This is a genomic window from Streptomyces parvus (assembly GCF_032121415.1).
GTDB classification, from domain to species: Bacteria; Actinomycetota; Actinomycetes; order Streptomycetales; family Streptomycetaceae; genus Streptomyces; species Streptomyces globisporus_A.
Genome location: NZ_CP135079.1, coordinates 2,833,638 through 2,858,669, shown reverse-complemented (window position 1 = coordinate 2,858,669; position 25,032 = coordinate 2,833,638). Strand labels below are relative to the sequence as shown.

The 25,032-nt window shown below is 73.0% G+C and carries 15 protein-coding genes and 2 pseudogenes; 12 read left to right on the top strand and 5 right to left on the bottom strand.

The window, feature by feature from the left end; genetic code table 11:
* Window positions 1-196: 196 nt before the first annotated feature.
* Together RNL97_RS13670 and RNL97_RS13665 are read left to right on the top strand one after the other, a co-directional pair.
* Window positions 197-773: pseudogene (locus tag RNL97_RS13670) on the top strand (aldehyde dehydrogenase family protein); the annotation flags it as partial.
* A 241-nt stretch (window positions 774-1,014) separates the two neighbouring features.
* Window positions 1,015-2,595 carry an APC family permease gene (locus RNL97_RS13665; protein WP_243314245.1) on the top strand — a complete coding sequence of 527 codons (1,581 nt, stop codon included), beginning with the start codon at window positions 1,015-1,017 and terminating at the stop codon, window positions 2,593-2,595.
* Between the two features lie 27 nt (window positions 2,596-2,622).
* Here RNL97_RS13665 and RNL97_RS13660 read toward each other — a convergent pair whose 3' ends face one another.
* Complete coding sequence (locus RNL97_RS13660; RefSeq protein ID WP_030588713.1) at window positions 2,623-3,351, bottom strand: siderophore-interacting protein; 729 nt, start codon at window positions 3,349-3,351, stop codon at window positions 2,623-2,625.
* Between the two features lie 126 nt (window positions 3,352-3,477).
* Between RNL97_RS13660 and RNL97_RS13655 the strand changes: the two genes are divergently transcribed.
* The gene (locus RNL97_RS13655) at window positions 3,478-6,372 is read left to right on the top strand and encodes a GNAT family N-acetyltransferase (protein ID WP_313750739.1); all 2,895 of its coding nucleotides are present in this window, start codon (window positions 3,478-3,480) and stop codon (window positions 6,370-6,372) included.
* A 34-nt stretch (window positions 6,373-6,406) separates the two neighbouring features.
* On the opposite strand, the gene RNL97_RS13650 is transcribed toward RNL97_RS13655, so the two are convergent.
* Together RNL97_RS13650 and RNL97_RS13645 are read right to left on the bottom strand one after the other, a co-directional pair.
* On the bottom strand, window positions 6,407-6,871 hold the full coding sequence (locus RNL97_RS13650; RefSeq protein ID WP_030588718.1) for an SEL1-like repeat protein: 465 nt from the start codon (window positions 6,869-6,871) through the stop codon (window positions 6,407-6,409).
* A gap of 56 nt (window positions 6,872-6,927) precedes the next feature.
* A pseudogene (locus RNL97_RS13645) lies at window positions 6,928-7,152 on the bottom strand (CehA/McbA family metallohydrolase); the annotation flags it as partial.
* A gap of 207 nt (window positions 7,153-7,359) precedes the next feature.
* Between RNL97_RS13645 and RNL97_RS13640 the strand changes: the two are divergent.
* The 3 genes from RNL97_RS13640 (at window position 7,360) to RNL97_RS13630 (ending at window position 9,991) form a co-directional block, all read left to right on the top strand.
* Window positions 7,360-7,497: a hypothetical protein gene (locus tag RNL97_RS13640; protein WP_313750738.1), complete on the top strand. Its 138-nt coding sequence runs from the start codon at window positions 7,360-7,362 to the stop codon at window positions 7,495-7,497.
* A 56-nt stretch (window positions 7,498-7,553) separates the two neighbouring features.
* The gene (locus tag RNL97_RS13635) at window positions 7,554-8,399 is read left to right on the top strand and encodes an LLM class F420-dependent oxidoreductase (RefSeq protein ID WP_243314243.1); all 846 of its coding nucleotides are present in this window, start codon (window positions 7,554-7,556) and stop codon (window positions 8,397-8,399) included.
* A 107-nt stretch (window positions 8,400-8,506) separates the two neighbouring features.
* On the top strand, window positions 8,507-9,991 hold the full coding sequence (locus tag RNL97_RS13630) for a peptidoglycan D,D-transpeptidase FtsI family protein (RefSeq protein ID WP_030588728.1): 1,485 nt from the start codon (window positions 8,507-8,509) through the stop codon (window positions 9,989-9,991).
* Window positions 9,992-10,152: 161 nt separating this feature from the next.
* Here RNL97_RS13630 and RNL97_RS13625 read toward each other — a convergent pair whose 3' ends face one another.
* A complete protein-coding gene (locus RNL97_RS13625) occupies window positions 10,153-10,887 on the bottom strand; it encodes an HAD family hydrolase (protein WP_032766292.1) in 735 nt (244 codons plus the stop codon).
* Window positions 10,888-11,037: 150 nt separating this feature from the next.
* On the opposite strand from RNL97_RS13625, the gene RNL97_RS13620 reads away from it, so the two are divergent.
* The 6 genes from RNL97_RS13620 (at window position 11,038) to RNL97_RS13595 (ending at window position 23,452) form a co-directional block, all read left to right on the top strand.
* Window positions 11,038-13,626 (top strand): bifunctional FO biosynthesis protein CofGH, encoded by a 2,589-nt coding sequence (locus RNL97_RS13620; RefSeq protein ID WP_030588734.1) that lies wholly within the window; start codon window positions 11,038-11,040, stop codon window positions 13,624-13,626.
* A 96-nt stretch (window positions 13,627-13,722) separates the two neighbouring features.
* On the top strand, window positions 13,723-14,097 hold the full coding sequence (locus RNL97_RS13615; protein WP_032766294.1) for a CU044_2847 family protein: 375 nt from the start codon (window positions 13,723-13,725) through the stop codon (window positions 14,095-14,097).
* A gap of 29 nt (window positions 14,098-14,126) precedes the next feature.
* Window positions 14,127-18,536: a S1 family peptidase gene (locus tag RNL97_RS13610; RefSeq protein ID WP_243314242.1), complete on the top strand. Its 4,410-nt coding sequence runs from the start codon at window positions 14,127-14,129 to the stop codon at window positions 18,534-18,536.
* 121 nt (window positions 18,537-18,657) lie between these two features.
* Window positions 18,658-19,515 carry an NPP1 family protein gene (locus tag RNL97_RS13605; protein WP_030588743.1) on the top strand — a complete coding sequence of 286 codons (858 nt, stop codon included), beginning with the start codon at window positions 18,658-18,660 and terminating at the stop codon, window positions 19,513-19,515.
* A 193-nt stretch (window positions 19,516-19,708) separates the two neighbouring features.
* The gene (locus RNL97_RS13600) at window positions 19,709-22,153 is read left to right on the top strand and encodes a tetratricopeptide repeat protein (protein ID WP_313750737.1); all 2,445 of its coding nucleotides are present in this window, start codon (window positions 19,709-19,711) and stop codon (window positions 22,151-22,153) included.
* 183 nt (window positions 22,154-22,336) lie between these two features.
* A complete protein-coding gene (locus RNL97_RS13595; protein WP_243314241.1) occupies window positions 22,337-23,452 on the top strand; it encodes an ADP-ribosylglycohydrolase family protein in 1,116 nt (371 codons plus the stop codon).
* Here RNL97_RS13595 and RNL97_RS13590 read toward each other — a convergent pair.
* The gene (locus RNL97_RS13590; RefSeq protein WP_313750735.1) at window positions 23,437-25,020 is read right to left on the bottom strand and encodes a sodium:solute symporter family protein; all 1,584 of its coding nucleotides are present in this window, start codon (window positions 25,018-25,020) and stop codon (window positions 23,437-23,439) included. The two genes, RNL97_RS13595 and RNL97_RS13590, sit on opposite strands and share 16 nt — an antisense overlap.
* Between the last annotated feature and the right edge of the window lie 12 nt (window positions 25,021-25,032).

Sequence of the window (25,032 nt, the reverse complement as noted above, 5' to 3'; positions counted from 1 at the left end):
GGGAGGTTCTCCGCGGCGATTGAGAAAGCGCTTTCTCGGTTCCTGTCCAGCGAACATAGAGGGGGGTTCACGGCTCGGGCAAGGGGCGTGCGGCGGTTGTGTTCTCGTGCCGCGCGGCGGCTTGGCGATCCCGAAAACGCCTGGTGAAAGGGGGTGTCGGCGGCGATCGGCCGGTGAAGTCGGTGGAGTGGTGGCGGCTTTGACCCGCGTCCTGGTCCACCGCTTTCGGTGCGACGAGCTGATCGCCCGGCTGGCCGCGTACGCGGACGCGCTCCCGTCGGTGATCCCGCCGACCGGGCCAGCGTGGTCGGCCCGGTCATCTCCGCCGCCCACCGCGACCGCGTCGAGGCGTACGTGGAGCTGGGCCGGAAGGAAGGGGCGCGGGTCGTCACGGGCGGCGCCCGCCCCGCCCATCTGGACCGGGGCTTCTACGTGGCCCCCACCCTGCTGGCCGACTGCACCCCCGACATGCGGGTCGTCCGTGAGGAGATCTTCGGGCCGGTCGTCGTGGTCGTCCCCTTCGACGACGGGGAGGAGGGCGTCGCGCCGGCCAACGACAGCGGCTACGGCCTCATCGACCACGTCTGGTCCGGCGTTGTCGCCCGCGCTTTCCGCGTCGCCCGGCGGCTACGGGCGGGCGGGGTCGGCGTCAACGCGGTCGGGCGGAACATGGGGCCCCGTTCGACGGGTTCAGGAAGAGCGGGGTGGGGCGGGACGTGGGCTCGTACGCCCTGCACGCCTACAGCGGGACACAGGCGATCGTCTGGCCCGGACAGAGCTGCGGGGGAGCGGGTGCGGAGCGGCGCGGGAAAATTTTGAACCTACGCAAAACGGACAGGCCTACGGTTACCGTACGTCGTCGCGCTCGGCGAAGCGCCATGTATTGCAAGGCTTCACATGTATGCAACCTTGAATTGATGAAGTGTTCGGGGGGTGCTGGCTGCTGCATCCAAGGGTGAGACGTTGAAGTCTCACGCTCCGGATGTGGATATCGCAGCGCATAGCGTCCTCCTCATGACTCAGCTGGACGCGCGGCCACGGGCCGGAGACACGGTGCGGGGAAGCGCCCCGGCCGACGGTGGCAGTGGCGGCGTACGCGGCAAAGGGCTCGGCGGGAACTCCGTCGGCCTCATGGGCAGTGCGGTCATCGGTGTCTCCACCGTCGCGCCCGTCTACTGCCTGACCTCCACCCTCGGCTCCACCGCCGGAGAGGTCGGCGTGCAGATGCCCGCCGTCTTCCTGGCCGGGTTCCTGCCGATGCTGCTCGTGGCGTTCGCCTACCGCGAGCTGAACAAGGCGATGCCCGACTGCGGCACCTCCTTCACCTGGACGGTGAAGGCGTTCGGCCCCCGCGTCGGCTGGATGTGCGGCTGGGGTCTCGTCATCGCGACGATCATCGTGCTGTCCAACCTGGCGGGCGTCGCCACCTCGTACTTCTGGCTGCTTGCGGGCGAGATCACCGGCAGCGGCTCGGTCGCCGCCCTGGACGACAGCAAGCCCGTCCACATCATCACCTGCCTCGCCCTCATCGCCGTCGCCACCGCGATCAGCTACCGGGGCATGACCGCCACCAAGGGCATCCAGTACGCCCTGGTCGGGCTCCAGTTGGCGGTCCTCGCCCTGTTCGTGACGATGGCCCTCGGCAAGGCGGGCGGCGGCGGCCCGGACTTCGCGTCCTCGCTCGACTTCTCCTGGTCCTGGCTGAACCCCTTCGCCGTCCAGTCCTTCGCCGCCTTCACGGCGGGCCTCTCCCTCTCCATCTTCATGTTCTGGGGCTGGGACGCCTGTCTGACCGCGAACGAGGAGACCACCGGCAGCGAGAAGACCCCCGGCCGCGCGGCCCTCATCGCGATGGTCGTCCTGGTCGGCTCCTACCTCGCCACCGGCATCGCCGCGCAGATGGCCGTCGGCTCCGGTGGGTCCGGGCTCGGCCTCGCCGACCCGGACACCTCCGACAACGTCTTCGCCGCCCTCGCCGGGCCCGTGATGGGCCCCGGACTCGGCGTCCTGCTCTTCCTCGCGGTCCTCGCCTCGGCCGCCGCCAGCCTTCAGACCACGTTCATCCCGGTCGCCCGCACGGTGCTCGCGATGTCCGCGTACGAGGCGATGCCGGCCGCGTACGCCAAGGTCCACCCCCGCTTCAAGACGCCCGGCCGGGCGACGGTCACGGCGGGCATCGGCACCGGCGTCTTCTACACCGTGATGACCCTGGTCAGCGAGCACGTCCTGGTCGACACCATCTACGCGCTCGGCCTCATGATCTGCTTCTACTACGCGCTGACCGCCTTCGCCTGCGCCTGGTACTTCCGGGCCGAACTGACCCGCTCCGCCCGGGACCTGGCCTTCAAGGGCCTCTTCCCGCTGCTCGGCGGCATCCTGCTCGCCGCCGTCTTCGCCAAGACCCTCTACGACATGTGGGACCCGGCGTACGGCTCCGGCTCCTCGGTGTTCGGCGTCGGCTCGGTCTTCGTCATCGGGGTGGGGCTGCTGCTCCTCGGCGTGGTGCTGATGGTCGCGATGGAGCGCCGCAGCCCGGCGTTCTTCCGGGGCGAGGTGCTCACGAAGGAGACCCCGGCCCTGGTGGTCCAGGACTGAGGTCTCCGTACGGGTGGACGCGCAGGGCTACGGCCTCCAGTAACCCAGCGCGTTCACCCGGTCCTTGGGCAGGCCCAGCTCCTTGCGGAGGTACGCCGACAGGGTCCGGGTCGTCGACGTGTCGCAGGCGACCCAGACGTACGCGTCCGAGCGGTCCGCGCCCAGCAGCTCCGGCAGGGCCGCCTTCACCTCGGCGACCAGGTGCGCGCCCGCCTCGCGGCGCTCCACGTGGTGCAGGGTGTGGTGGGCCTCGTCGAGGCGGAACGGCAGTTTCCGGTCCTCCTCGTGCGCGGTCTCGAACCAGATGGTCGCCGGGGTCCCGGGGACCGCGTCCAGCAGGGAGTTGATCGCGGGCAGCGCCGCCGCGTCACCGATCAGGAAGAGCCGCTTCGGCGCCGGGTCGGGCAGCGTGAAACCGGTGCCCTGGAGCGTCGCGTCGATCGTGTCGCCGGCCTGCGTCGCCCGTGCCCAGTCGCAGGCGGGACCGTCGTGGAGGGCGAATTCCAGACTGAAGGTCCCGGCCTCGGGGTCCGGGTCGACCAGGGTGTAGGCGCGCTGATGCGGTTTGCCGGCCTGCTCGAACCAGAGCCGCACCCACATCGTGGGGTGCGCCCCGCCGGTCGCGGCGAGCAGCCCGCCGTCGGTCAGGTGCACCCGGCGGAAGCGGTCCGTGACCTGCTCGGCGCCGGTCACGGTGAACGTGAAATCCCGTCCCCGGAACAGTTTGAGAACGACGCCTTCCCAGCCATGCCCCACGGTGCTCCCCACCCTCTTCTGCCGCCCCGGCCCACTGCCCAAAGGGTCGCTTTAGGTTAGGCTAACCTAAATCTCGGGGGCTGGGGAGTGGCTGAAAACCACCGGGAGCAGGGGATGGACAGAGCGATGACCGCTGACGCCGCGAGCGAGAGACCCGGCACGAGACCGGCCGAGGGTCCGGGCGAACGGCCCGGCGTGGCGGCGGAGGGTTCCGGGGACTGCGAAGTCTTCCGGGACGACTGGGGGATACCCCACCTGCGGGCCGCCGACGCGCTCACGCTGGCCCGTGCCCAGGGCCACGCCACCGCCCTCGACCGGGCCTGGCAGCTGGAGACCGAACGGCACCGGGTGCTCGGCACCAGCGCCTCCCACCTCGGCGCGGAAGCCGTCGACTGGGACCGGTTCGTCCGGCGGGCCCGGATCGCCGACACCGCCCGCCGCTGCTTCGACCGCCTCGCACCGCAGACCGCCGCCTGGGTGACGGCGTACGCCGACGGCGTCAACGAGGGCCTCGCCGAAGGGGCCGCCCAGGCGCCCGAGTTCGCCGCCGTGGGCCTCGCGCCCGGCCGCTGGGAGCCCTGGACCCCGCTCGGCGTCTGGCTCTCCACGCACATCCTGTTCGCGGGGTTCCCGACCAAACTCTGGCGCGAGGAGGTCGCCCGCCGGCTCGGCGAGGACCGGATGACCCTCTTCGCCACCGACGGCCCCGGCACGGCGGGCAGCAACGGCTGGCTGCTCACCGGCGCCCGCACCGCCACCGGAGCGCCGATCGTCGCGGGCGACCCGCACCGCTTCATCGAGGACCCCGGCGTCTACCAGCAGATCCGGCTGGCCTGCCCCGAGTTCGACGTCGTCGGCCTCGCGGTCCCCGGCATCCCCGGCATCGCCCACTTCGGGCACACCGGCCACGTCGCCTGGGCGATCACCAACGCCATGGCCGACTACCAGGACCTCTACCGCGAGCGGCTGCGCCGCACCCCGGACGGCGGCGTGGAGGCGCTCGGCCCGGACGGCTGGTACCGGGCCCACGCCCACACCGAGACGATCGAGGTGGCGGGGGCGGGCCCGGAGCGGGTCGAGGTGATCGAGACGGACCGGGGGCCGGTGATCATCGGGGACGTGGCCGAGGGCAGCGGGCCCGGGCCCGGCGAGCCCGCCGAAGGCGCCCGCCCCGAGCCCGGCGAGGCCGCCGACGCCACCTTCATCAGCCTGCGCCACCCGCCCCGCGTCACCGGCGAGCTCGGCTTCGACGCGCTGCCCGCGCTGCTCCGGGCCCGGACGGTCGCCGACGTCGACACCGCCCTCGACCGCTGGGTCGAACCCGTCAATCTGGTCCTGGCCGCCGACACCGCCGGGGACACCCTGCACCGGGTCGCCGGACACGTCCCGGTGCGCCCGTACGCCAACCGGCTGCGGGTCGTTCCCGCCGAGGACCCGGCGTACGCCTGGCGCGAGGGCGAGAGCGCCCCCCTGCCCCGTACCGAGGTCGACGGCCCCGGCGGGATCGCGGTGATGGCCAACGAACGCGGCCTCGCCTCCCCGCTCGGCGTCGAGTTCGCACCCCCGCACCGGGCCCGCCGGATACGGGAGTTGCTCGGCGCGGACACCGACTGGACCTCCGACGCCCAGGCCGCCGTCCACACCGACACCCGCCTCGCCTCCTCCCGCCGACTGCTGTCCCTGCTCGCCGGGGCCCCCGGCCTCGGCCCCGCCGCCGAACGCCTCCGGGACCGGCTGCTGCGCTGGGACCGCCACATGGACGCGGACAGCACCGACGCCACCCTCTACGCCCGCCTGCGCACCGACGTCGTCCACCGGCTGGCCGCCCACCCCGCGCTGCGGGGCGTCACGGGCGAGGACGACCCCTGGCGCTCGGCCGCCTACCCCGCCCTCTTCCGCCCCTGGCTCGCCGCCGTCCCCCGGATCGGCTACGCCCTGGAGAGCCTGCTCACCGGGGGACTCCTGCCGTACGAGGACCGGTTGGCACTCGTCGCGGCCTCGGCCGAGGCCGTAGCGGCGGCGGCCGAGGAGACCCCGCCCGCCCCGTGGGGCGAGCTGCACCGGCTCTCCCCCTGGCAGGCCCTGCCGGATCTCGCACCCGAGGGCTCCGACGCGGAGGCGATCCGGCCGGGGGTCGCGGGCGACCACGACTGCGTGCTGTCCACCTCCAGCGTCCCCGGCGTCACCGACCTGTTCGCCCGCGGCCCGGCCGCCCGCTACGTCTGGGACCTGGCCCGCCGCGAGGACAGCCGGTGGGCCGTCCCCTTCGGTGCCTCCGGAGTCCCCGGATCCGCCCACCACCGCGACCAGACGCCCCTGTGGGTACGGGGCGCGCTCGCCCCGGTCGTCACGGACTGGAACCTGCTGCACCGCACCACGCCCCACCGCACGTCGCACCGCCTTGAGGAGGCCCCCGCCATGACCGCCACCGCCGAGCCCGCCGTTTCCGCGGCCCCCGCCCTCCGCCCGGCCGTCCACGAGCAGAAGATCGAGGGCTTCGGCACCGTCCGTCTCGTCCCGGTCGACCCGGCGGCCGACGCCGAGCTGCTGCACGGCTGGGTCACCGAGGAGCGGGCCCGCTTCTGGGGCATGGCCGACCACACCCGTGAACAGGTCCGGGAGATCTACGAGTTCGTCGACTCGCTCCCCACGCACCACGCCTACCTCGCCCTGCGCGACGGGGCCCCGGCCGCGCTCTTCCAGACGTACGAGCCGGACGCCGACCCGGTCGGCGAGTGCTACGACGTACAGCCCGGGGACTTCGGCGTCCACCTGCTGATCGCGCCCGCCGAGGGCGAAGGCGCGGTGAGGGGCTACACGGAGTCCCTGCTCACCGCGTTCATCGCCTACGTCTTCAGCGACCCGGCCCACCTGCGGGTCATCGTGGAGCCCGATGCCCGCAACGAGAAGGCGCTCGCCCGGATGGTCCGGATCGGGTTCGAGCTGGGCCCGGAGATCCAGAAGCCGGAGAAGACGGCGCGGCTCGCGTTCCTGACGAGGACGGCGCTGGGGCTCGCCTGACGGAAACCGCTCGCACGGGGCGGCCCGTACGGCGCTACGGCGCCGGGTCCGCCCCGTCCGGGTGCAGTGCGCCGCCCGGGCGGAACAGCCGCTTGGCCACCGCGTGCCCGCGCTCCGCCGCCATCCGGAACCACGGTTCAGCCGCCGCCAGGCCCTCGCGGTGCTCGACCAGCCGGCCCAGCTCCCACATCGACTCCACGTCACCGGCCCCCACCGCCTGCCGCAGCAGCCGCTCGGCCGTCTCGGGACGCCCCTCGGCCCGCGCGGTGAGGGCGAGCGTACGCAGCCGCCGTACCGCCCGCGCGTCCCCGGCGGCGGCCGCGACCGCCAACGCGCGCGGGTCGGCGGGGCGGCGGTACCGGTTGCCCAGGATCAGCAGGATCCCGAGCACCCACATGATCCAGCTCAGGCTGATCAGCGTGCCGTTGCCGGTGACCACCCCGGTCAGGCTCAGCGCGCCGCCCGCCGGCAGCAGGAAGTACCCCAGCCCCGGTCCCATGCCCGCTCCTCTCCGCCCGGCCTCTCCGCCGCGCGTGCTTCGTCCCTTCCCGCTTCTCAGCCCGCCGTACCGGCCGCCGCGTCGAGGAAGACCGGATCGGTGAGCGCCGCGAACGCGCCCGGCAGCCCGGGAACGGCCGGTGCGTGCCGGACCTCGGCGCGCACGTACGCGGCGTGGGCGGGGGGCGTACGCCACTCCACCACGCCCGCGCCCGAGGCGGGCAGCGGGGTGGTCAGCAGGACACCCTGGTCGGTGACCGGACGCATCGCGCAGTCGGCGGCGGGACCCGGCGTCCGGGACTTCGACCGGGAGGTACACGTGGTCGGGCGATCCGACGGGCAGGGTCCCGCGCACGGTCCGGGTGCGCTGGGGGCCGTCGGGGCCGGGCCGGGGGCGGTCATCGGCCCGGGCGAAGTTCACGGGGGCCGGCGTCAGGCCGGTGGCGGCGGTCGCGGCGAGGAGGCCGCGCCGGGTTCACGGCGGTGTTCATGGCGGTGGCCATCGCCGTCACGGTCTCGGATTTCGCCGGCATACGGCTTACGTTGGCGCTTCGCACGGACGACGTACAGAAGGACGACGTACAGAAGGACGACGTACAGAAGGACGGCGTCGACAAGACGACGTGACGAGACGGCGTGACAAGACGACGTACGGAACGACGACGACCACGGAGGTGGCTTCGATGCGGATTTCCACCACGATCTTCCTCACCGACGAGACGGTGACCCCGGTCAGGCTCGCCCGCGAGCTGGAGCAGCGGGGGTTCGGCGGGCTGTATCTGCCCGAGCACACGCACATTCCGGTCAGCCGCCGCACGCCGTACCCGATGGGCGGTGAGCTGCCCCGCGAGTACGGCCGGACGCTGGACCCGTTCGTCGCCCTCGGCCAGGCCGCCGCCGTCACCGAGCGCCTGGCCCTGGGCACCGGCATCACGCTGGTCGCCCAGCACGACCCCATCGACCTGGCCAAGCAGGCGGCCACCCTGGACCACCTCTCCGGCGGCCGGTTCACGCTCGGCGTCGGCTACGGCTGGAACGTCGAGGAGGCCGCCGACCACGGGGTGGAGTGGCCGACGCGCCGGGACCGGGTCCGGGACCGGATGGCGCTGATGCGGGCCCTGTGGGCGGACGGGCCGACCGGGTACGAGGGCGCGTTCGGATCGGTGCAGGCGAGCGAGGCGCACCCGAAGCCGTTCCAGCGGCCCCGCGGCCCGGTCAGCGGCCCGCGCACGCTGATCGGCGGCGGGGCCGGCCCGAAGCTGTTCGCGCACATCGCGGAGTACGCGGACGGCTGGCTGCCCATCGGCGGCGGGGGTCTCACGGAGTCCCTGCCGAAGCTGCGGGCGGCCTGGGAGGAGGCCGGGCGCGACCCGAAGGGACTCCAGGTGGTCCCGTACGCGGTCCGGCCGAGCCCCGGGAAGCTCGCCCACTACGCGGAGCTGGGCATCGAGGAGGTCGTGCTCCAGCTGCCCCCGGCGGACGAACCGGAGGTTCTGCGGACCCTCGACGCGTACGCCGCGTACCTCTGAGCAAGGGCCCTTTGGGGCCGGCGGTGCAACCGCGCCCGCGTACAGGGCATCCTTGTTCACCGGGGATCGCATACGCGGGCCGGAGGCCCGCCCGGGTGGGGAGTGGAATGAACAGGCCGTTGCGGCACATAGCCATCTTCTGCGGGCTGCTGGTGCTGGCCCTGCTGCTGCGGGCGAACTGGCTCCAGCACGTCGACCGCCAGGAGCTGGCCCAGAACGAGCACAACGCCCGGGTCCGGTTCGAGCGGTTCTCCACCCCGCGCGGCGACATCATCGTCGGCGGCAAGGCGATCACCGGCTCTCAGGAGACCGACAGCCGGGACTACGCGTTCCGCCGGACCAACAAGGACGGTCCGATGTACGCGCCCGTCACGGGGTACGCCTCCCAGTCCCGGGGCACCTCGCTGCTGGAGCGGACCTACGACAGCGTCCTCAGCGGCCAGGACGACCGCTTCGCCTTCCGGCACGCCAAGGACGTCCTGACCGGCCAGCCCCGGCGCGGCGGCGATGTGATCACCACGATCGACGCCAAGGCGCAGAAGGCCGGCTACAAGGGGCTGACCGACCTGGGCGCCCGGGGTGCTGTCGTCGCCCTGGACCCGAGCACCGGCAAGGTGCTGGCCCTGGTCTCGACGCCCTCCTACGACCCCGAGGTCTTCGCCGGCATCTCGTTCAAGGAGAGCGACCGCTTCACCGCGCTGGAGAAGAAGAAGGACAAGCCGCTGGCCAACCGCCCGCTGCGCGAGACCTACCCGCCCGGCTCCACCTTCAAGATCCTCACGGCCGCGGCGGCGCTGGAGCACGGCGTGGTCACCGACGTGGACGCCCGGACGGACGCCGTCTCGCCGTACCCGCTGCCGCTCTCCACGAACAAGATCGGCAGCGAGGCGGGTGACGCCGTGTGCAGCAAGGCGTCGATGAAGACCGCCATGCAGTACTCCTGCAACAACGTCTTCCTCGACGCGGCGGCCGAGCTGGGCGAGGACCGGATGCGGGAGACCGCGGAGAAGTTCGGCTTCAACGAGGACGTCTACGCGGAGGAGTTCGGCGACATGCTCGCCACGAAGAGCCTCTACCCGCCGAAGCTCGACAAGCCCGGCACGGCCCTCACCGGTATGGGCCAGGGCAGCCTGACCAGCACCCCGATGCAGATGGCGATGGTCACGGCGGCCCTCGCCAACGACGGCAAGCTGATGCAGCCCTACATCGTCGACGAGCTGCGCGGCCCGGACCTCTCCACGCTGGAGAAGAACGAGCCGACGGAGATGAGCCGGGCCGTCTCGCCGGAGACGGCGAAGAAGGTCCAGGAGATGATGGAGCACACCGCGAAGGAGGGCAGCGCCCAGCGCGCCCTGATCGACGGTGTGACGGTCGGCGGCAAGACGGGCACCGCCCAGCGCGGTGTGAACGTCCGCGACGAGGTCCCGTACGGCTGGTTCGTCAGCTACGGCAAGAAGGACGACGGCCGCTCGGTCGCGGTCGCCGTGTTCATCGACCCGACGGACATGGACATCTCCCGCTCGGACATCTCGGGCGGCCGGCTGGGCGCGCCGATCGCGAAGAGCGTGATGCAGGCGGTGCTGGGGGACTGAGGCGTCTCCGCCCCGGAACGGGACGGCCTCAGCAGCCGGATGCCCCACCACGCGCCGCGTGGTGGGGCATCCGGCTGTTCGATCTGTCATGAGGTGTCGAACGCCGCGCCCCGGAGCCGCGAACGCTGCCCGGCCGCCCTTCGGGCGCCGGGACGGAACACCTAGCGCACCGACCTGAGCGCCCTGCTCCGCGCCACCTTCGTCCCCTCGTCGGGCGAAGCATCCGACGCCTGCGACGCTTCCGGGGCAGCGGCCCCCTCCGCCCCCGCCAACCCCACCAGCTCCGTCAAGGCGTCGATGCGGAAGTCCGCCGTCTCCACCACGTCCGGGTGGTCCGCCCACCAGTGCCCGTACGGGCCCCGCCGCAGATGGGCCGTCCGCATCCCGGCCGCGGCGGCCGGGAACAGATCGTCCGCCGGGTGGTCGCCCACGTACAGCGTCGCCTCCGGGGCCGCGCCCGACGCCTCGGCCACCCGCGCGTAGAACTCCGGGTCGGGCTTCCGTACGCCCCACTCGTCCGAGGTGACCACCAGATCGGCGGGCAGGTCCAGCGCCCGCAGCAGCTCGCCGGCCCGGACCGTGCCGTCCCCCGCCACCACGATCCGCACGCCCGCGGCCCGCAGTTCGCCCAGCGCGGGCCGGACGTCCCGGTAGAGGTCCGACTCGTCGAGGTGCTCCCCGCGCCCGGCGGCGGCCCGCGCGCGGTAGGCCTCCTCGACGTCCATGTCGGGCCGCAGGATCCGCAGCGCGTCCGTGGCCTCGCGGCCCTGGGCGACGGCGGCGCCCACCAGCGCGCTGAGCGTGTGCGGCGGTACGCCGAGCCAGTCGGCCCAGGCCGCCCAGCGCCGGTCGTCGCGAACGAGGGTTTCGCCGATGTCGAGGACGATCGTTTCCATCACCGTTCCGACCTTAGGCGTGAGGACGCCGTCCACGGGCGCTCATCCGGGTGAGTCGGCCCGCACGAGTGACCAGGAGCACCCTGCGGCCTGCGCGTACAGGTCCCAGGCCCTGGCCCGGTACGCGAGCCTCGCTCGTATGCTCGGTTCATGACCGATCCCGATCCTCAGAGCGGACGTCCCACCTCCAACGCCATGCGGCGCGCGCTCAAACGTGCCCGCGACGGTGTCGCCCTCGATGTGACCGAGGCCGCCGTCCTGCTCCAGGCGCGCGGCGACGATCTGAAGGATCTGGCCGCGTCCGCCGCCCGTGTCCGGAACGCGGGCCTGGAGGCGGCCGGCCGGCCGGGCGTGATCACGTACTCCCGCAAGGTCTTCATCCCGCTCACCCGCCTCTGCCGCGACCGGTGCCACTACTGCACCTTCGTCACCGTCCCCGGAAAGCTGCGCCGCGCGGGCCACGGGATGTTCCTCTCCCCCGACGAGGTGCTGAAGATCGCCCGCGAGGGTGCGGCGATGGGCTGCAAGGAAGCGCTGTTCACCCTCGGCGACCGACCCGAGGACCGGTGGCCCGAGGCGCGGGAGTGGCTGGAGGCGGAGGGGTACGACGACACGCTCGCGTACGTACGCGCCATGGCGATCCGGGTCCTGGAGGAGACGGGCCTGCTGCCACACCTCAACCCCGGCGTCATGACCTGGACCGACCTCCAGCGCCTCAAGCCGGTGGCCCCCTCGATGGGGATGATGCTGGAGACGACGGCGACCCGCCTGTGGTCCGAGCCGGGCGGCCCGCACCACGGCTCCCCGGACAAGGAACCGGCCGTACGGCTGCGGGTCCTGGAGGACGCGGGGCGCTCCAACGTACCCTTCACCACCGGCATCCTGATCGGGATCGGCGAGTCGTACGAGGAGCGCGCCGACTCCCTCTTCGAGTTGCGGAAGACGGCCCGCGCCTACCACGGCATCCAGGAAGTCATCGTGCAGAACTTCCGCGCCAAGCCGGACACGGCGATGCGCGGGATGCCCGACGCGGAGCTGGAGGAGCTGGCCGCCGCCATCGCGGTGGCCCGGCACATCCTCGGCCCCTCGGCCCGGATCCAGGCCCCGCCGAACCTGGTGGACGCCGAGTACGCGCTCCTCATCGGCGCGGGCATCGACGACTGGGGCGGGGTCTCGCCGCTCACCCCCGACCATGTGAACCCCGAACGCCCCTGGCCGCACATCGACGAGCTGGCGCGGAGGACGGCGGACTGCGGCTTCGCGCTCCGCGAACGCCTCACCATCTACCCCGAGTTCATCCAGCGCGGCGAGCCCTGGCTCGACCCCCGTCTCCTCCCGCACGTCCGCGCCCTGGCCGACCCGGAGACGGGCCTCGCCCGCGAGGGCGCGATCCCGGCCGGACTGCCCTGGCAGGAGCCGGACGAGGGGTTCACCTCCTCGGGCCGCACCGACCTGCACGCCACCATCGACACCGAGGGCCGCACGGGCGACCGCCGCAACGACTTCGACGAGGTGTACGGGGACTGGGAGGCGCTCCGCGAGGCGGCGGCCCCCGGCATGGTCCCGTCCCGCATCGACGCCGACGTGCGCCAGGCGCTGAGCCAGGCGGCCGACGACCCGACGAAGCTCACCGACGACCAGGCCCTCGCCCTGCTCCACGCGGACGGCCCGGCGCTGGACGAGCTGTGCCGGATCGCGGACGCGCTGCGCCGGGACGTGGTCGGCGACGACGTCACGTACATCGTCACGCGGAACATCAACTTCACCAACGTCTGCTACACCGGCTGCCGCTTCTGCGCCTTCGCCCAGCGCCGCACCGACGCCGACGCGTACACCCTCTCGCTGGACCAGGTGGCGGACCGGGCCGCGCAGGCGTGGGACGTCGGCGCGGTCGAGGTCTGCATGCAGGGCGGCATCCACCCGGACCTGCCCGGCACGGCGTACTTCGACATCGCGAGGGCGGTGAAGGAACGCGTCCCCGGGATGCACGTCCACGCGTTCTCCCCCATGGAGGTCGTCAACGGGGCCACCCGCACCGGGATGTCGATCCGCGACTGGCTGACCGCCGCGAAGGAGGCCGGGCTCGACTCGATCCCCGGTACGGCGGCGGAGATCCTGGACGACGAGGTCCGCTGGGTGCTCACCAAGGGCAAACTGCCCACGGCCACCTGGCTGGAGGTCATCAGGACGGCGCACGAGGTGGGTCTGCGCTCGTCCTCCACGATGATGTACGGACATGTGGACCAGCCCCGCCACTGGCTCGGCCACCTCCGTACGCTGGCCCGGCTCCAGCAGGAGACAGGAGGGCTGACGGAGTTCGTCACCCTCCCCTTCATCCACACCAACGCCCCGGTCTACCTGGCCGGCATCGCCCGCCCGGGCCCCACGGACCGGGACAACCGGGCGGTGACGGCGATGGCGCGGCTCCTCCTGCACCCGCACATCCCCAACATCCAGACGAGCTGGGTGAAGCTCGGCACGGAGGGTGCGGCGGAGATGCTCCGCTCGGGCGCCAACGACCTGGGCGGCACGCTGATGGAGGAGACCATCTCCCGCATGGCGGGGTCGAGTTACGGTTCGTACCGATCCATTCAGGACCTGGAGGCCATCGCCGACCTGGCGGGCCGCCCGTCCCGTCCCCGTACGACGCTCTACGGCGAGGTCCCGGCCGAACGCGTCGCGGCGGCCACGGCGTCGGACGGGCATCTGCCGGACCTGCTGCCGGTGCTGCCGGGCTGAGGGCGGGGCGCGGCAGCCGCGCCGAACCTCAACAACCCCGGCCGTGCGGACTGTTGGCTTCGTTATGATCGGCCCTCCCGAATGCTGGAGGTCGAGTTGAGCGAAAGCCCTGTCCGCACGGTGGAGGTGCCGTTGGGAGACGGCAGCGACGAGACGATCCGTGTGCAGATCCGCGAGGTGGACGAATCCCTGGTGCGGGTCGGGCGCGGCGACCGCTCCGTAGCGCGTGCGGGGCGGTCGTTCGGGCAGATGCTGGACACGGTGCGGCCCGTCGCGGAGAGCTTCGTCGGCAGGTTCCGGGGGATGGCCGACGCCCCGGACGAGGTCACGCTGGAGTTCGGGGTGTCGCTGTCGGCCGAGGCGGACGTGGTCATCGCCAGCACCGCGACGGCGGCCAACTTCTCGGTGAGCCTGACGTGGCACAGAAGCGAGTCCGCTGATGCGAGCGAACCGGCGCAGGACGTACGTTGACCTGACCGGCTGACGGGGGTGCGGGGGGCATGGTGTCGGGGGAAGAGGCGCTGAGCGCCGACGAGGTGTTGAACGCGGCGGTCGTCCGGGTCGCGGGAGTGACCGGTGCCGTCGTCGGAGGCGGCTTCCTCGTCACCGTGGACCGGGTGCTGACCTGTGCGCATGTCGTGTCCGACGCCCTGGGGAGGGGGCGCGACCTCCCGGTCGCCGCCGGCGCCGAGGTGCTGATCGACTTCCCGCTCGCCGACGGCGCCGGGGAGCGCGTCGTCGCCGAGGTCGAGCAGTGGATACCGGAGGAGCCCCAGCAGTGCGGGGACCTGGCGGTGCTGCGGCTGCGCGGGGCGGTCCCCGGCACACGCCCGCTGCCCGTCGCCGCCTCCGACGAGGTGTCGCACCGCCCGGTGCGTGTCGTGGGGTTCCCGGACGACGAACTGGGCGTGATCTGGCACCGGGGGGAGCTGAGCGGGAAGTCGGCGGGGGACTGGATCCAGCTCTCGCGCGCCGACAGCCGGACGGCTCACATCACGGCGGGCTACAGCGGAAGCCCGGTCTGGGACGAGCGGCGCGGTGCGGTGGTGGGCATCGTCGTCGCGTCCCAGCGCAAACGTGACAACGCCCAGCAGTCCTTCGCGATCAGCGTGAGAGCGGCGCTGCGGCAGCTGCCCGGTCTCGAACGCGCCCTGACGCCGGACCCCTTCCGGGGCCTCGTCACCTTCCAGGAGAGCCACGAGGAGGTCTTCTTCGGCCGTGACCGCGAGATCGGGACGCTGGTCGGGTCCCTGGCGGCCCACCGGGCCGTCACACTCTTCGGCCCGTCGGGCTGCGGCAAGTCGTCGCTGGCGCTGGCCGGCGTCGTGCCCCGGATGCGGCGGGAGAGCCGTACGGAAGGCGACGGCCGGGAGGGCTACGAGGCGGTCGTGGTGAACGCGGGCGCCGACGGCTCCTTGCTGACCGGCCTGGCCGTCGACCTCTACGAAGCCGCACGCACCGGGCAGTACGGGGATCCGCGCGCGGACAGTGTCGAACAGGTGGAGACGTGGCTCGCGGACAGGGGCCTCGTGACCACCCTGAACCTCCTGCGCGGCACCTCCGTCGGCCGGTACCTCGTCGTCCTCGACCAGGCCGAGGCCCTCCTCGACCTCGCCGACCCGGAGATCGAGGAGGCCGCCCGGCTGCTCTTCCCGGCCGACGGCGGGCTCGGGGCCGGATCGCGGCTGCTCCTCACCCTCCGGTCCGACTTCATGGATGCGGCCCTCCGGCACCCCCGGCTCGGCCCGCTGGTGCGCGACAGCGAACTGCACCCGCTGACACCGATGTCCCGGGACCAGCTCCGCGACGTGATCACCAGACCGCTGGAGAAGGCCCCGGCGGTGGTGTACGAACCGGGCCTGGCCGACCGCATCCTGGACGACGCGTGCCGGGAGCCGGAGAACCTGCCGCTCCTCGGGTTCCTGCTGAAACGTCTCTGGGACGAGCGGTTCGCCGGCCGGCTGCGCCTGTCGGCGTACACGGCGCTGCACGGGGTCGAGGGCGCGTTGGAGGAGCACTGCGAGAAGGCCTGGGAGCGGTACGTCGGCGAGAGCGAGCGGGCGGCCGCCGCCCGGCTGCTCAGGGGCCTGGTCCGGGTGCTGCCCGGCAGCGGGACGCCGCTGCGCCGCAGGCTCTCGCGGCAGGAGGCGGGCCCGGAGGGCTGGGAGCTGGCCAGGGCGTTCGCCGCCCGGCGGCTGCTCGTGCTGCGCGGCGGCGACGGGGAGCCGGAGACCGCCGAGCTGGCCCACGAGACGCTGATCGAGGTGTGGCCCGCGCTGCGGGAGCAGGTGCGGGAGGACGACAGGTTCCTGGCGGGGCGCGCGGAGCTGAACCACGACCGCGATCGTTGGACGAGCATGGGCGAACCGGCGGACCTGCTGCCGCCCGACGCCCAACTGATGTACATCCAGTCATGGTTGGGGGACCGGGAGCACGAGCTCGGCGCGGAGGAACGGGACTTCCTGGCACGGGCGCGGCAGCGCCGCCGGTTACGCCGGGCCCGCGGCCGTGCGGCCTGGACCGCGGCGGCCGTGGTGTTCGCGCTGATCGTCGGCCTCGGCACCTTCCTCGTCTACCAGCAGCGCGTCAGTACGCAGCGCGGGGAGGACGGCCGTTCGCGGCTGCTGGCCACCTACTCCGCCGAGGCCGCCAAGCAGGACCCGGGACAGGCCGCCCTGATCGCCCTGGGCGCGTACGCCGTCTCGCCCACGGACGAGGCCCGCAACGCCGTGCTCCGCCGGTACGACCAGTTCAAGAACGCCGCCTGGGTCCTGACCGGGGCCGAGGGGAGCATCCGGGACGTGGCGATGAGCGTCGACGGCTCGGTGACGCTCGCGACGACCGAGAACGGGCGCGCCACGCTCTTCGTACGCCAGGCCCGAGGGCGCGTTCAGCGGCTCCAGCTCGACCTCGACGAGATGGCCTTCCACCCGCTGGTCAGCCGGGACGGCGGGCGGATCGCCCTGGTGTCGGGGGCGGGTGCGCTCGTCCGGTACGACGTCGACGTTGCCGCCACCGCGGCGCGGGGTCTGCTCGGCCCGCCGCAGCCCCTGAGGGGCGCGGAGTTCGAGGAGATATCCGACGCCATGGGCTGGGCGGGCGAGGAGGACAGGATGCTGGCCCTCTCGCCGGACGCCGGGCAGCTGGTCACGCTGGTGGAAGGACGGCTGACGCTGTGGGACCTGGCGACGGGACGCCGCCAGGACGTGCCGGGCCGGCTGCCCGTGACGAGCGAATCCGTGTGGTTCGGACCCGACGGGAACACTCTGGTGGTCAGCCGCAGCGGCACGGGCGTCAGCGAGCTCGTGATGGACGCGGTGGACGTCCGTACGGGAAAAGCCCGTGAGCTGGCGGACGGTGTCCACGGCGGCGCGATGTACGGCTCGCCCACGCCTCTGTCCGGCGACGGCGGCGTGCTGGTGGTCTGCCGTCGGGTGGAGAAGGGCGATGACACCGTGGGCGTCTACCGTGCTCTGCGCGTACGGGACGGCCGGACGCTGAAGAGCTACACCTACACCGGGCCCAACGACGACTGCGGAAGCATCGCCGTCGACGAGTCGGGTGATCGCTTCGCGGTGAACCGCTACGAGGGGTGGGAGGTCGTCGGCACGCGGCGCGGCAGCCGGACGACGCGCAGCGAGACGTCTTCGCCCGACCTGGTCGTCGGCCGTCTCCTCGGCGAGACGAGCCGCCCGGTCGTTCCGGTGGTCGCCGAGGGCGATAACCACGTGGCGGCGCTGCCGCTGATCCCGCGGGACATCGACGGTTCGGACATCGCCGTCGGATCTCCACGCCTGGTCGGCGGCGGAAAGTACCTGGTGGCCCACCTCCGGGAGTTGGACGAGCCCGGCAAGGGCGAGACGCTGGCCCTAGTCGACGCCGCATCCGGCCGCACCGTCACCGAGGTGAAGCGCCCCGCATCGGGCGCGGTGGCCGACCGGGACGTGGAGCACGACCTGCTGGTGAACGACGCCGGGACGCTCGTCGCGGATGTGGTCGGCAGCGACCGGGTGTTGATCCGGGACATCCCCTCGCTGCGCGAGGTGGCCGAGGTGACCACCCAGGAGCCTCCGGTCGACCGGAGCGGCGCCCCGGAAGGGCTGACGCTCACCTTCCTGCGGGGCGGCGACGAACTCCTCACCCGCTCGGGCAGCCGGATCGAACACTGGGACGCCCGGACGGGCCGCCGCCTGTCACCCGTCATCGACGCCCGCGCACTGGGCCTCACGAAGAAGGATCCGCCACGCTTCGGCGCGGGCAGGCCGGCGGCCGTTGACTCGGGCTTCGCGGTGAACAGACATGCCGAGAAGGGCTATGTGCAGATCACGGTCGCCCGCGAACCGGTCCTGCACGCCGTCCACCTGCGCACCGGCAAGGAGAACAAGGATCTGCGCGTCCGCCTGGGCCCGAGGATCGAGCGGGCGATCCGGGACAGCGGTGGACGCTATGCCGCCGCCAAATCGCCTGGCGGCATGCTGGAGTTGTGGTCGACGCCGACCGGAGAACGTCCGGCCAGACTCGTCGGACCGCTCGGGCCGCTGGGCTCCAACGAGCGCTTCACCGGCGACGGCTTCGTCTTCAGCTTCACCGGGACCGACGGCGAGTTCTTCGTCGCGAACGGCGGCTCGGTGCGCTTCCAGCAGCTCTCGGACTCCGACGCCCTCCAGACGTACGACTTCGCGGCGGACCAGTACTTCCTGGCCGCGTCCCCGGACGGCAGAACCCTGCTGCGCACGCTCTCCGGCGGCGCCTTCGGCGGAGGCAACGGAGACCGCGGCCGTCTGGACCTGATCCATCTCGACCCCGAGCTCTGGAAGCGGCACCTCTGCGCCGTCGTCGGCCGCGACCTCACGGCCGACGAACGCGGCGGCCTGCCGTCGGGTCTGCCGGAGGGGATCTGCCCGGCCTGAACGGGCCAGGGGGACGCCGGGCAGGCGGGAGGCGGTCTTCCGTTTCTTTCTGTCATGGCCCGGGCAACTCTTGCGGGAGTCCCCCCGCCATGACGTGCTGCTGAGTCAGGAGCGACAAATGATGCGCACCCCGCCGATGCCGGATTTCCCTCGTAAGGACCGCGGGAAGGCGTCCTCGGCCGTGGCCGGCCCCCTTCCCGTGCGCAACCGCAGAGCAGGCCGCGCCGCCACCGTCCTCGCCGCCGCAGGCCTTCTCGTGGTGGGCACCGCGTCCGCCGCCCACGCCGACCCGCCGGGCAGCCTCCCCCAGAACGCCGGCGGTTACGAGCAGGCCTTCTCGCCCGCCTACGACTACGACGGCGACGGCTGCTACGCCACCCCCGCCATCGGCCCGGACGGCACCCTCGCCCCCGGGCTCAGGACGACCGGGGCGGTCAACGGCAGTTGCCGGGACCGGTGGGACCTGGACAACTCCCAGACGTACGCCCGGTCCCTGTGCAACAACGGCTGGTGCGGCATCGTCTACGCGAGCTACTTCGAGAAGGACCAGGCCGTCCACGGCAGTGGGCTCGGCGGGCACCGTCATGACTTCGAGCATGTGATCTCCTGGGTCAACCAGGCCTCCAACCAGGTGGATTACGTCTCGACCACCCAGCACAGCACCGTCAGGACCTACCCGCGCTCCCAGGTGCGGTTCGACGGTTCGCACCCCAAGGCCGTCTATCACAAGGACGGTCCGAGCACGCACTTCTTCCGCCTCGCCAACAGCAACGACGAGCCGCCGGAGAACCACTACGGCAACTGGCGCTACCCGCCGATCGTCGACTGGAACGGCTTCCCCAGCACGGAGTTGCGCGACAAGCTCATGAACGCCGACTTCGGGTCCGCGACCATCAAGGTCACCGACAAGGACAACCGCTTCCGCAACCTCCTCAACAACTCCAAGCCCGCCGGAATCCCCTTCGACCCCTGGGCCTGAAGGCCGCCGGGGCCCGTCACGCGGGCCGGGCAGGTGGCGGGCGACCGCGTCGGCCTGCGGCCCGCCCGGAGAGGGGGCGCCTCTGTCGAGGCTCCGGCGGCGAGTGTGACGACGGGGCCGCGAAGGGCGGTCGCCACCCGTCGCGCACAGCCAGGGGCTGCGGCTGCCTGATTCCCGCTGACAGACTGGCCCCATGCCTCCGTCCAACCCCCGCCGTCTCTCCCTCCAGCAGATCGTCGAAAGCCGGCGCCGTGCCGCCTTCGTCGGGAGGGAAGCCGAACTCGGTCTCTTCCGCGCCAACTTCACGCTGCCGCCCGAGGACCCCCGGCACCGGTTCGTCTTCCATGTGCGAGGCAACGCCGGGGTCGGCAAGACCTCGCTGCTGCGTGAATGGGGGCAGTCGGCAGAGGAGTTCGGGGCGTTGACCGCAGCGGCCGACGAGAGCGCCGACTCCGTGCCGGACGTACTAGCCGCGTTCGCCGAGCAGTTCGCCGAGCAGGGGCGTCCGCTCAAGGCGTTCGACCGGCTGCTCGCCATCTACCGGCGCGCGCTGCACGAGGCGGCGGGCCGGCTCGCGGCGGACAACGAGGCCCCGGTCGGGGGCCCTTCGCCCGGGGCGCTCGCCGCGGCGCAGGCCGGGCTGCTCGCGGCCGGGGCGATACCGGTCGTCGGGGCGCTGGCCGGGGGCATCGACCCGGCGGTCGTGGCGCGCGGCGCGGGCGGGCTGCGGGCGGTGTTCGGCGGGCGGGCCCGCCAGCAGGAGGAGGCCCGGCTGCTGGCGGAACCGGTCCAGGTCCTCACCCCGGTGTTCGTCGCGGAGCTCGACCGGGTCGCGGACGCCGTGCCCTGGGTCGCCCTGTTCCTGGACACCTACGAGCGCACCGCTCCCCAGCTGGACCGGTGGCTGGCCGACCTGCTGGCCTCCGGGCGGTACGGCGAACTGCCCGCCAACCTGGTCCTGACCCTGGCCGGCCAGCGCCGCCTCGACCCCGCGCACTGGGGCGACCGGGGCCGGCTGGTCGCCGACGTGCCGCTGCGGCCGTTCACGGAGGAGGAGGCGCGCCAACTCCTCCACGAGCGCGGGGTGGTGGCCGAGCCCGTCGTACGGGAAGTGCTGCGGCTCTCCGGCGGGCTGCCGGTCCTGGTGTCCACACTCGCCGCCAACCCCGGCGCGGCCGGTGAGGCCAACGCGACCGCCGTCGAACGCTTCCTGGCCGGGGAGAGCGACCCGGCCCGCCGTGCGGCCGCGCTCGCCTGCGCCCTGCCCCGCCGGTTCGACGAGGACCTGGTCGCCGTCGCCGTACCGCAGGACGGGCCGCAGGCCGTGCCCGGGCTCTACGACTGGCTGCACGAACTGCCCTTCGTCGCCGAGCCGTACAGCGGGCGCTCCCGCTATCACGCCGTCGTCCGGGCCCCCATGCTCCGCCTCCAGCGCACCGGTTCTCCCCAGCGGTGGAAGGCGGCGCACGACCGGCTGGCCGAGGCCTTCGCCGCCCGCCGGGACGCGGCGGCCGAGGGCATCGATCCGGAACGGCTCTGGGCCGAGCAGCCCTGGCGCCGGGCGGCCCTGGACGTGCTCTACCACCGGTTGTGCGCCCGCCCCCGCACCGCGCTGCCCGAGGCCCTGCGCGCCGGGATCGAGCTCTTGGCCCAGCGGCCGTCCCGCGCCCGGCACTGGGCCCGGACCCTCGTGGACGCGGGTGAGGACGCCGACGACGCCGTCCTGCGGGAGTGGGGCCGGGACCTGCTCGCCGCCATAATCGACCACGGCCCCCGCCCCACCGCCGCCCTCGGGCTCCTGCTGACCCGGGCCGAACTGACCGACCGGGACCGGGCGTCCGCCCTCGTGGCGCGGGCCTGGGACCGGTTCCGGGCCGGAGAGCTGGAGGCCGCCCTGTCCGACCACGGGCGGGCCGTCGCCGTGGACCCGCGCAGCGAACGCGCCCACCAGGGCCGGGCGGTGATCCTGCGCTCGCTCGGCCGCTACGAGGAAGCCCTCGCCGACCTGGACCGCGCCGAGGAGATCGCCCCCGCCTGGGCCTGGGCGGTGCGGGAGCGGGGCGAGACGTACCGCCGGATGGGCCGCCTGGAGGAGGCCCTGACCGTCCTGGACCGGGCGCACGCCCTGGACCCCTCCGACGCCGTACCGCTGGGCAGCCGGGGCCTGGTCCGCCATGTGCTGGGCCGGCCCGAGGAGGCGCTCGACGACTTCGACCGGGCCATCGCCCTGTGGCCGGAGTACGCCTGGGCGCTGGTGCGGCGGGCTCGGGTCCGCACGGTCCTGGGCGACCCGGTGGGCGCCCTCGCCGACCTGGACCGGGCCGAGGAGCTGAACCCCGGACGGGCCGGGACGGAGGGGGAGCGGGGCGAGGTGTACCGGGCGACGGGCCGGTACGAGGAGGCCGTCGCCTGCTACGGCCGGGCCCTCGCCCTGGACCCCGACTACGCCTGGGCCCACGGCAGCAGGGCCGCCGCCCTGGAGGCCCTCGGCCGCATCCCGGAGGCCCGAGCGGACCTGGACCGGGCGCTGGAACTGGACCCGGACTACGCGTGGGCCCGGGAGCGGCGGGAACGGCTGGGGGCTGCGGGCGCTCCCGCCGCCGGTGTGCCCTCGCCGTGCGTGCCCTCGGCGGAGTGATCCCGGCCGTTCCGCGGGCTCCGCGCCCACCGCCCAAAAACGACCTCAAGGACGTCCGTCGACATACCCGTACGTACCCCGGTCGCCCTCTCTACCGCCCGTTCCCGTTCGATTACAGTGCTTGCGCGGTCGCCCGCAGGGGCCCGCGCGCAGGTGCGCACGTGCTGGCGGGAAGGGGGCGGGGTGAGCACAGGGACCACGGCGGTCTGGGGCCGGGCCGAGCAGCAGGACTTCCGCAGCCGGGTCCGCGGGGCCCTGCTCGGCGGGGCCGTCGGGGACGCGCTCGGGGCCGGGGTCAGCGGGCTCGTGCTGGAGGAGATCCGCGCCGCCCACGGGGTCGAAGGGGTCACCGACTACGTCCCCGCGCACGGCAGACGCGGCGCCGTCACCGCGCTCACCCAGCTCACCCTGTTCACCGTCGACGGCCTGATCCGGGCCCAGGTCCGCCGCGACACCGGAGCCTGGCACCCGCCCACCGATGTGCACCGGGCCCATCTGCGCTGGGCCGCCACCCAGCACGACTGGGGGCCCGACGAGCGGCGCGAGGACAACGGCTGGCTGGCCGCCGAGGAATGGCTCTACGCCCGCCGCGATCCCGCCCGGGAATGCCTGGCCGGCTTCGGTGACACCGTCATGGGCACCCTCGACCGGCCGAAGAACCCCGCCGCCCGGGACGCGGGCGCGCTCACCCGGTCCGCGCCCTTCGGGCTCCTCGTGGGCTGGGAGCCGGGGCTCGTGCTCCAGCTGGCCGTCGAGTGCGCGGCCCAGTCCCACGGCCACCCCGCCGCCCAGCTGTCCGCCGGCGCCTTCGCCGTCCTGGTGCACGGTCTCGCGCGCGGCGAGAGCCTGGACGGCGCCGTGCAGAACACGCTGGCCCTCCTCGCCGAACGCCCCGGCCACGAGCCGGTGACCGAGGCCCTGCGCCAGGCCCTCGGCTCGGTGCGCCAGGGCATCCCGGGCCCGGCCCTGATCGAGGCGCTGGGTGCGAGCGACGCCGCCGAGGAGGTCCTCGCGGTGGCCGTGTACTGCGCGCTGGTCAGCGAGGACATCCGGCACGGACTGCGGCTCGCGGTGAACCACAGCGGGCCCTCCCGCGCCACGGGGTCGGTCTGCGGGGCGCTGCTGGGCGCCCTGCACGGGGAGACCGCGCTGCCGCCGGCCTGGCTCGCGGAGCTGGAGGGTCGGGCCACCCTCCTCGAACTGGCCGACGACTTCGCGATGGAGATGACCCAGGGCCCCGCCCTGCACAGCCCGGCCGCCGTCGCCCCGGGCTGGCTGGCCCGCTACCCGCGCGGCTGAGGCGCGGGGGTCGGGCCGCCGTCCTGGGCGGGGACGGCCGCGGCCGTCCCCGTACCGTCCCCGTGACGCCCCTCCCCGTCGCCCTCGTTGATCCGCGCCAGGACCGCGTCGCGCTCCGGAGTGTCCTCCGGCTTCACGAAGCCGATCAGCACGTACAGCACGAGCGAGACCGCCAGCGGTACGGAGACCTGGTACTGGAGGGGCACCCCGCCCTCGACGGCCCAGTCGACCGGGTAGTTGACCAGCCAGAACGCGATCAGCCCCGCCGCCCAGCTGACCAGCGCCGCCGTCGGGCCGGACTTCCGGAACGGACGCAGCAGGCCCAGCATGAACGGGATCGCGATCGGGCCCATCAGCCCGGCGACCCACTTGATCACGACGGTGATGATGTCCTTGAACGCGGGTGAGTTGACCTGGGTCGCGATGGCCATGGAGAGAGCCAGGAAGGCCACCGTGGTCCAGCGGGCCGCGATCAGACCGGCCCGCTCGCTCCAGCCGCGTGCCGCCTTCGACAGGGTCGGGGCGATGTCCCGGGTGAAGACGGCGGCGATGGCGTTGGCGTCCGATGAGCACATGGCCATCGTGTGGGAGAAGAAGCCGACGATGACCAGGCCCAGCAGGCCGTGCGGCAGCAGCTGTTCGGTCATCAGGGCGTAGCTGTCGGAGGCGTCCGGCTTCTGCGCCTCGACCAGCAGCGGCGCGCACCACATCGGGAAGAACAGCACGAGAGGCCAGACGAACCACAGCACCGCCGAGAGCCGCGCCGAACGGGTCGCGGAGGCGGCCGAGTCGGTCGCCATGTACCGCTGGGCCTGGTTCCACATGCCGCCGTTGTACTCGAAGGTCTTGATGAACAGGAACGCCAGCAGGAAGGTCACCGTGTACGGTCCGGCGGTCGGCTCCGCGTGCCCGTCCGGGAGCTTGTCCCAGACCGTCCACAGGGTGGAGAAGCCGTCGAGTTCGCCCATCACCGCGAAGAGCATCGCCAGCCCGGCGAACAACTGGATGACGAACTGGCCCAGTTCGGTGAGCGCGTCCGCCCACAGTCCGCCGACGGTGCAGTAGACCCCGGTCACCACCCCGGTGATCAGGATGCCCTGGGAGATCGAGAGACCGGTGAACACGGACAACAGGGTGGCGATGGCCGCCCACTTGGCGCCGACGTCCACGATCTTCAGCAGCAGCCCCGACCAGGCGAGCGCCTGCTGGGTCTGCAGGTTGTAGCGGTTCTTGAGGTACTCCAGTGGCGAGGCGACATGGAGCCGCGAGCGCAGCCGGTTCAGCCGGGGCGCGAAGAGCTTCGCGCCGATGAAGATGCCGATGGCGATCGGCAGCGACCAGGTCACGAAGGACGTGACCCCGTACTGGTACGCGATGCCGGCGTAACCCGTGAACATCACCGCGCTGTAGCCGGACATGTGGTGCGAGATGCCCGACAGCCACCACGGCATCTTGCCGCCGGCCGTGAAGAAGTCGCTGACGGTGTCCACGCGTTTGTGCGACCAGAGTCCGATCGCGACCATCACGCCGAAGTACCCGATGAGTACAGCCCAGTCGAGACTGTTCATGTCCCCCTCCAG

Coding starts and splice junctions, on each gene's coding strand:
- RNL97_RS13665 (WP_243314245.1), top strand. CDS start 1,015: ATGACTCAGCTGGACGCGCGGCCACGGGCCGGAGACACGGTGCGGGGA.
- RNL97_RS13655 (WP_313750739.1), top strand. CDS start 3,478: ATGACCGCTGACGCCGCGAGCGAGAGACCCGGCACGAGACCGGCCGAG.
- RNL97_RS13650 (WP_030588718.1), bottom strand. CDS start 6,871: ATGGGACCGGGGCTGGGGTACTTCCTGCTGCCGGCGGGCGGCGCGCTG.
- RNL97_RS13640 (WP_313750738.1), top strand. CDS start 7,360: ATGGCGGTGGCCATCGCCGTCACGGTCTCGGATTTCGCCGGCATACGG.
- RNL97_RS13635 (WP_243314243.1), top strand. CDS start 7,554: ATGCGGATTTCCACCACGATCTTCCTCACCGACGAGACGGTGACCCCG.
- RNL97_RS13630 (WP_030588728.1), top strand. CDS start 8,507: ATGAACAGGCCGTTGCGGCACATAGCCATCTTCTGCGGGCTGCTGGTG.
- RNL97_RS13625 (WP_032766292.1), bottom strand. CDS start 10,887: ATGGAAACGATCGTCCTCGACATCGGCGAAACCCTCGTTCGCGACGAC.
- RNL97_RS13620 (WP_030588734.1), top strand. CDS start 11,038: ATGACCGATCCCGATCCTCAGAGCGGACGTCCCACCTCCAACGCCATG.
- RNL97_RS13610 (WP_243314242.1), top strand. CDS start 14,127: ATGGTGTCGGGGGAAGAGGCGCTGAGCGCCGACGAGGTGTTGAACGCG.
- RNL97_RS13605 (WP_030588743.1), top strand. CDS start 18,658: ATGCGCACCCCGCCGATGCCGGATTTCCCTCGTAAGGACCGCGGGAAG.
- RNL97_RS13600 (WP_313750737.1), top strand. CDS start 19,709: ATGCCTCCGTCCAACCCCCGCCGTCTCTCCCTCCAGCAGATCGTCGAA.
- RNL97_RS13590 (WP_313750735.1), bottom strand. CDS start 25,020: ATGAACAGTCTCGACTGGGCTGTACTCATCGGGTACTTCGGCGTGATG.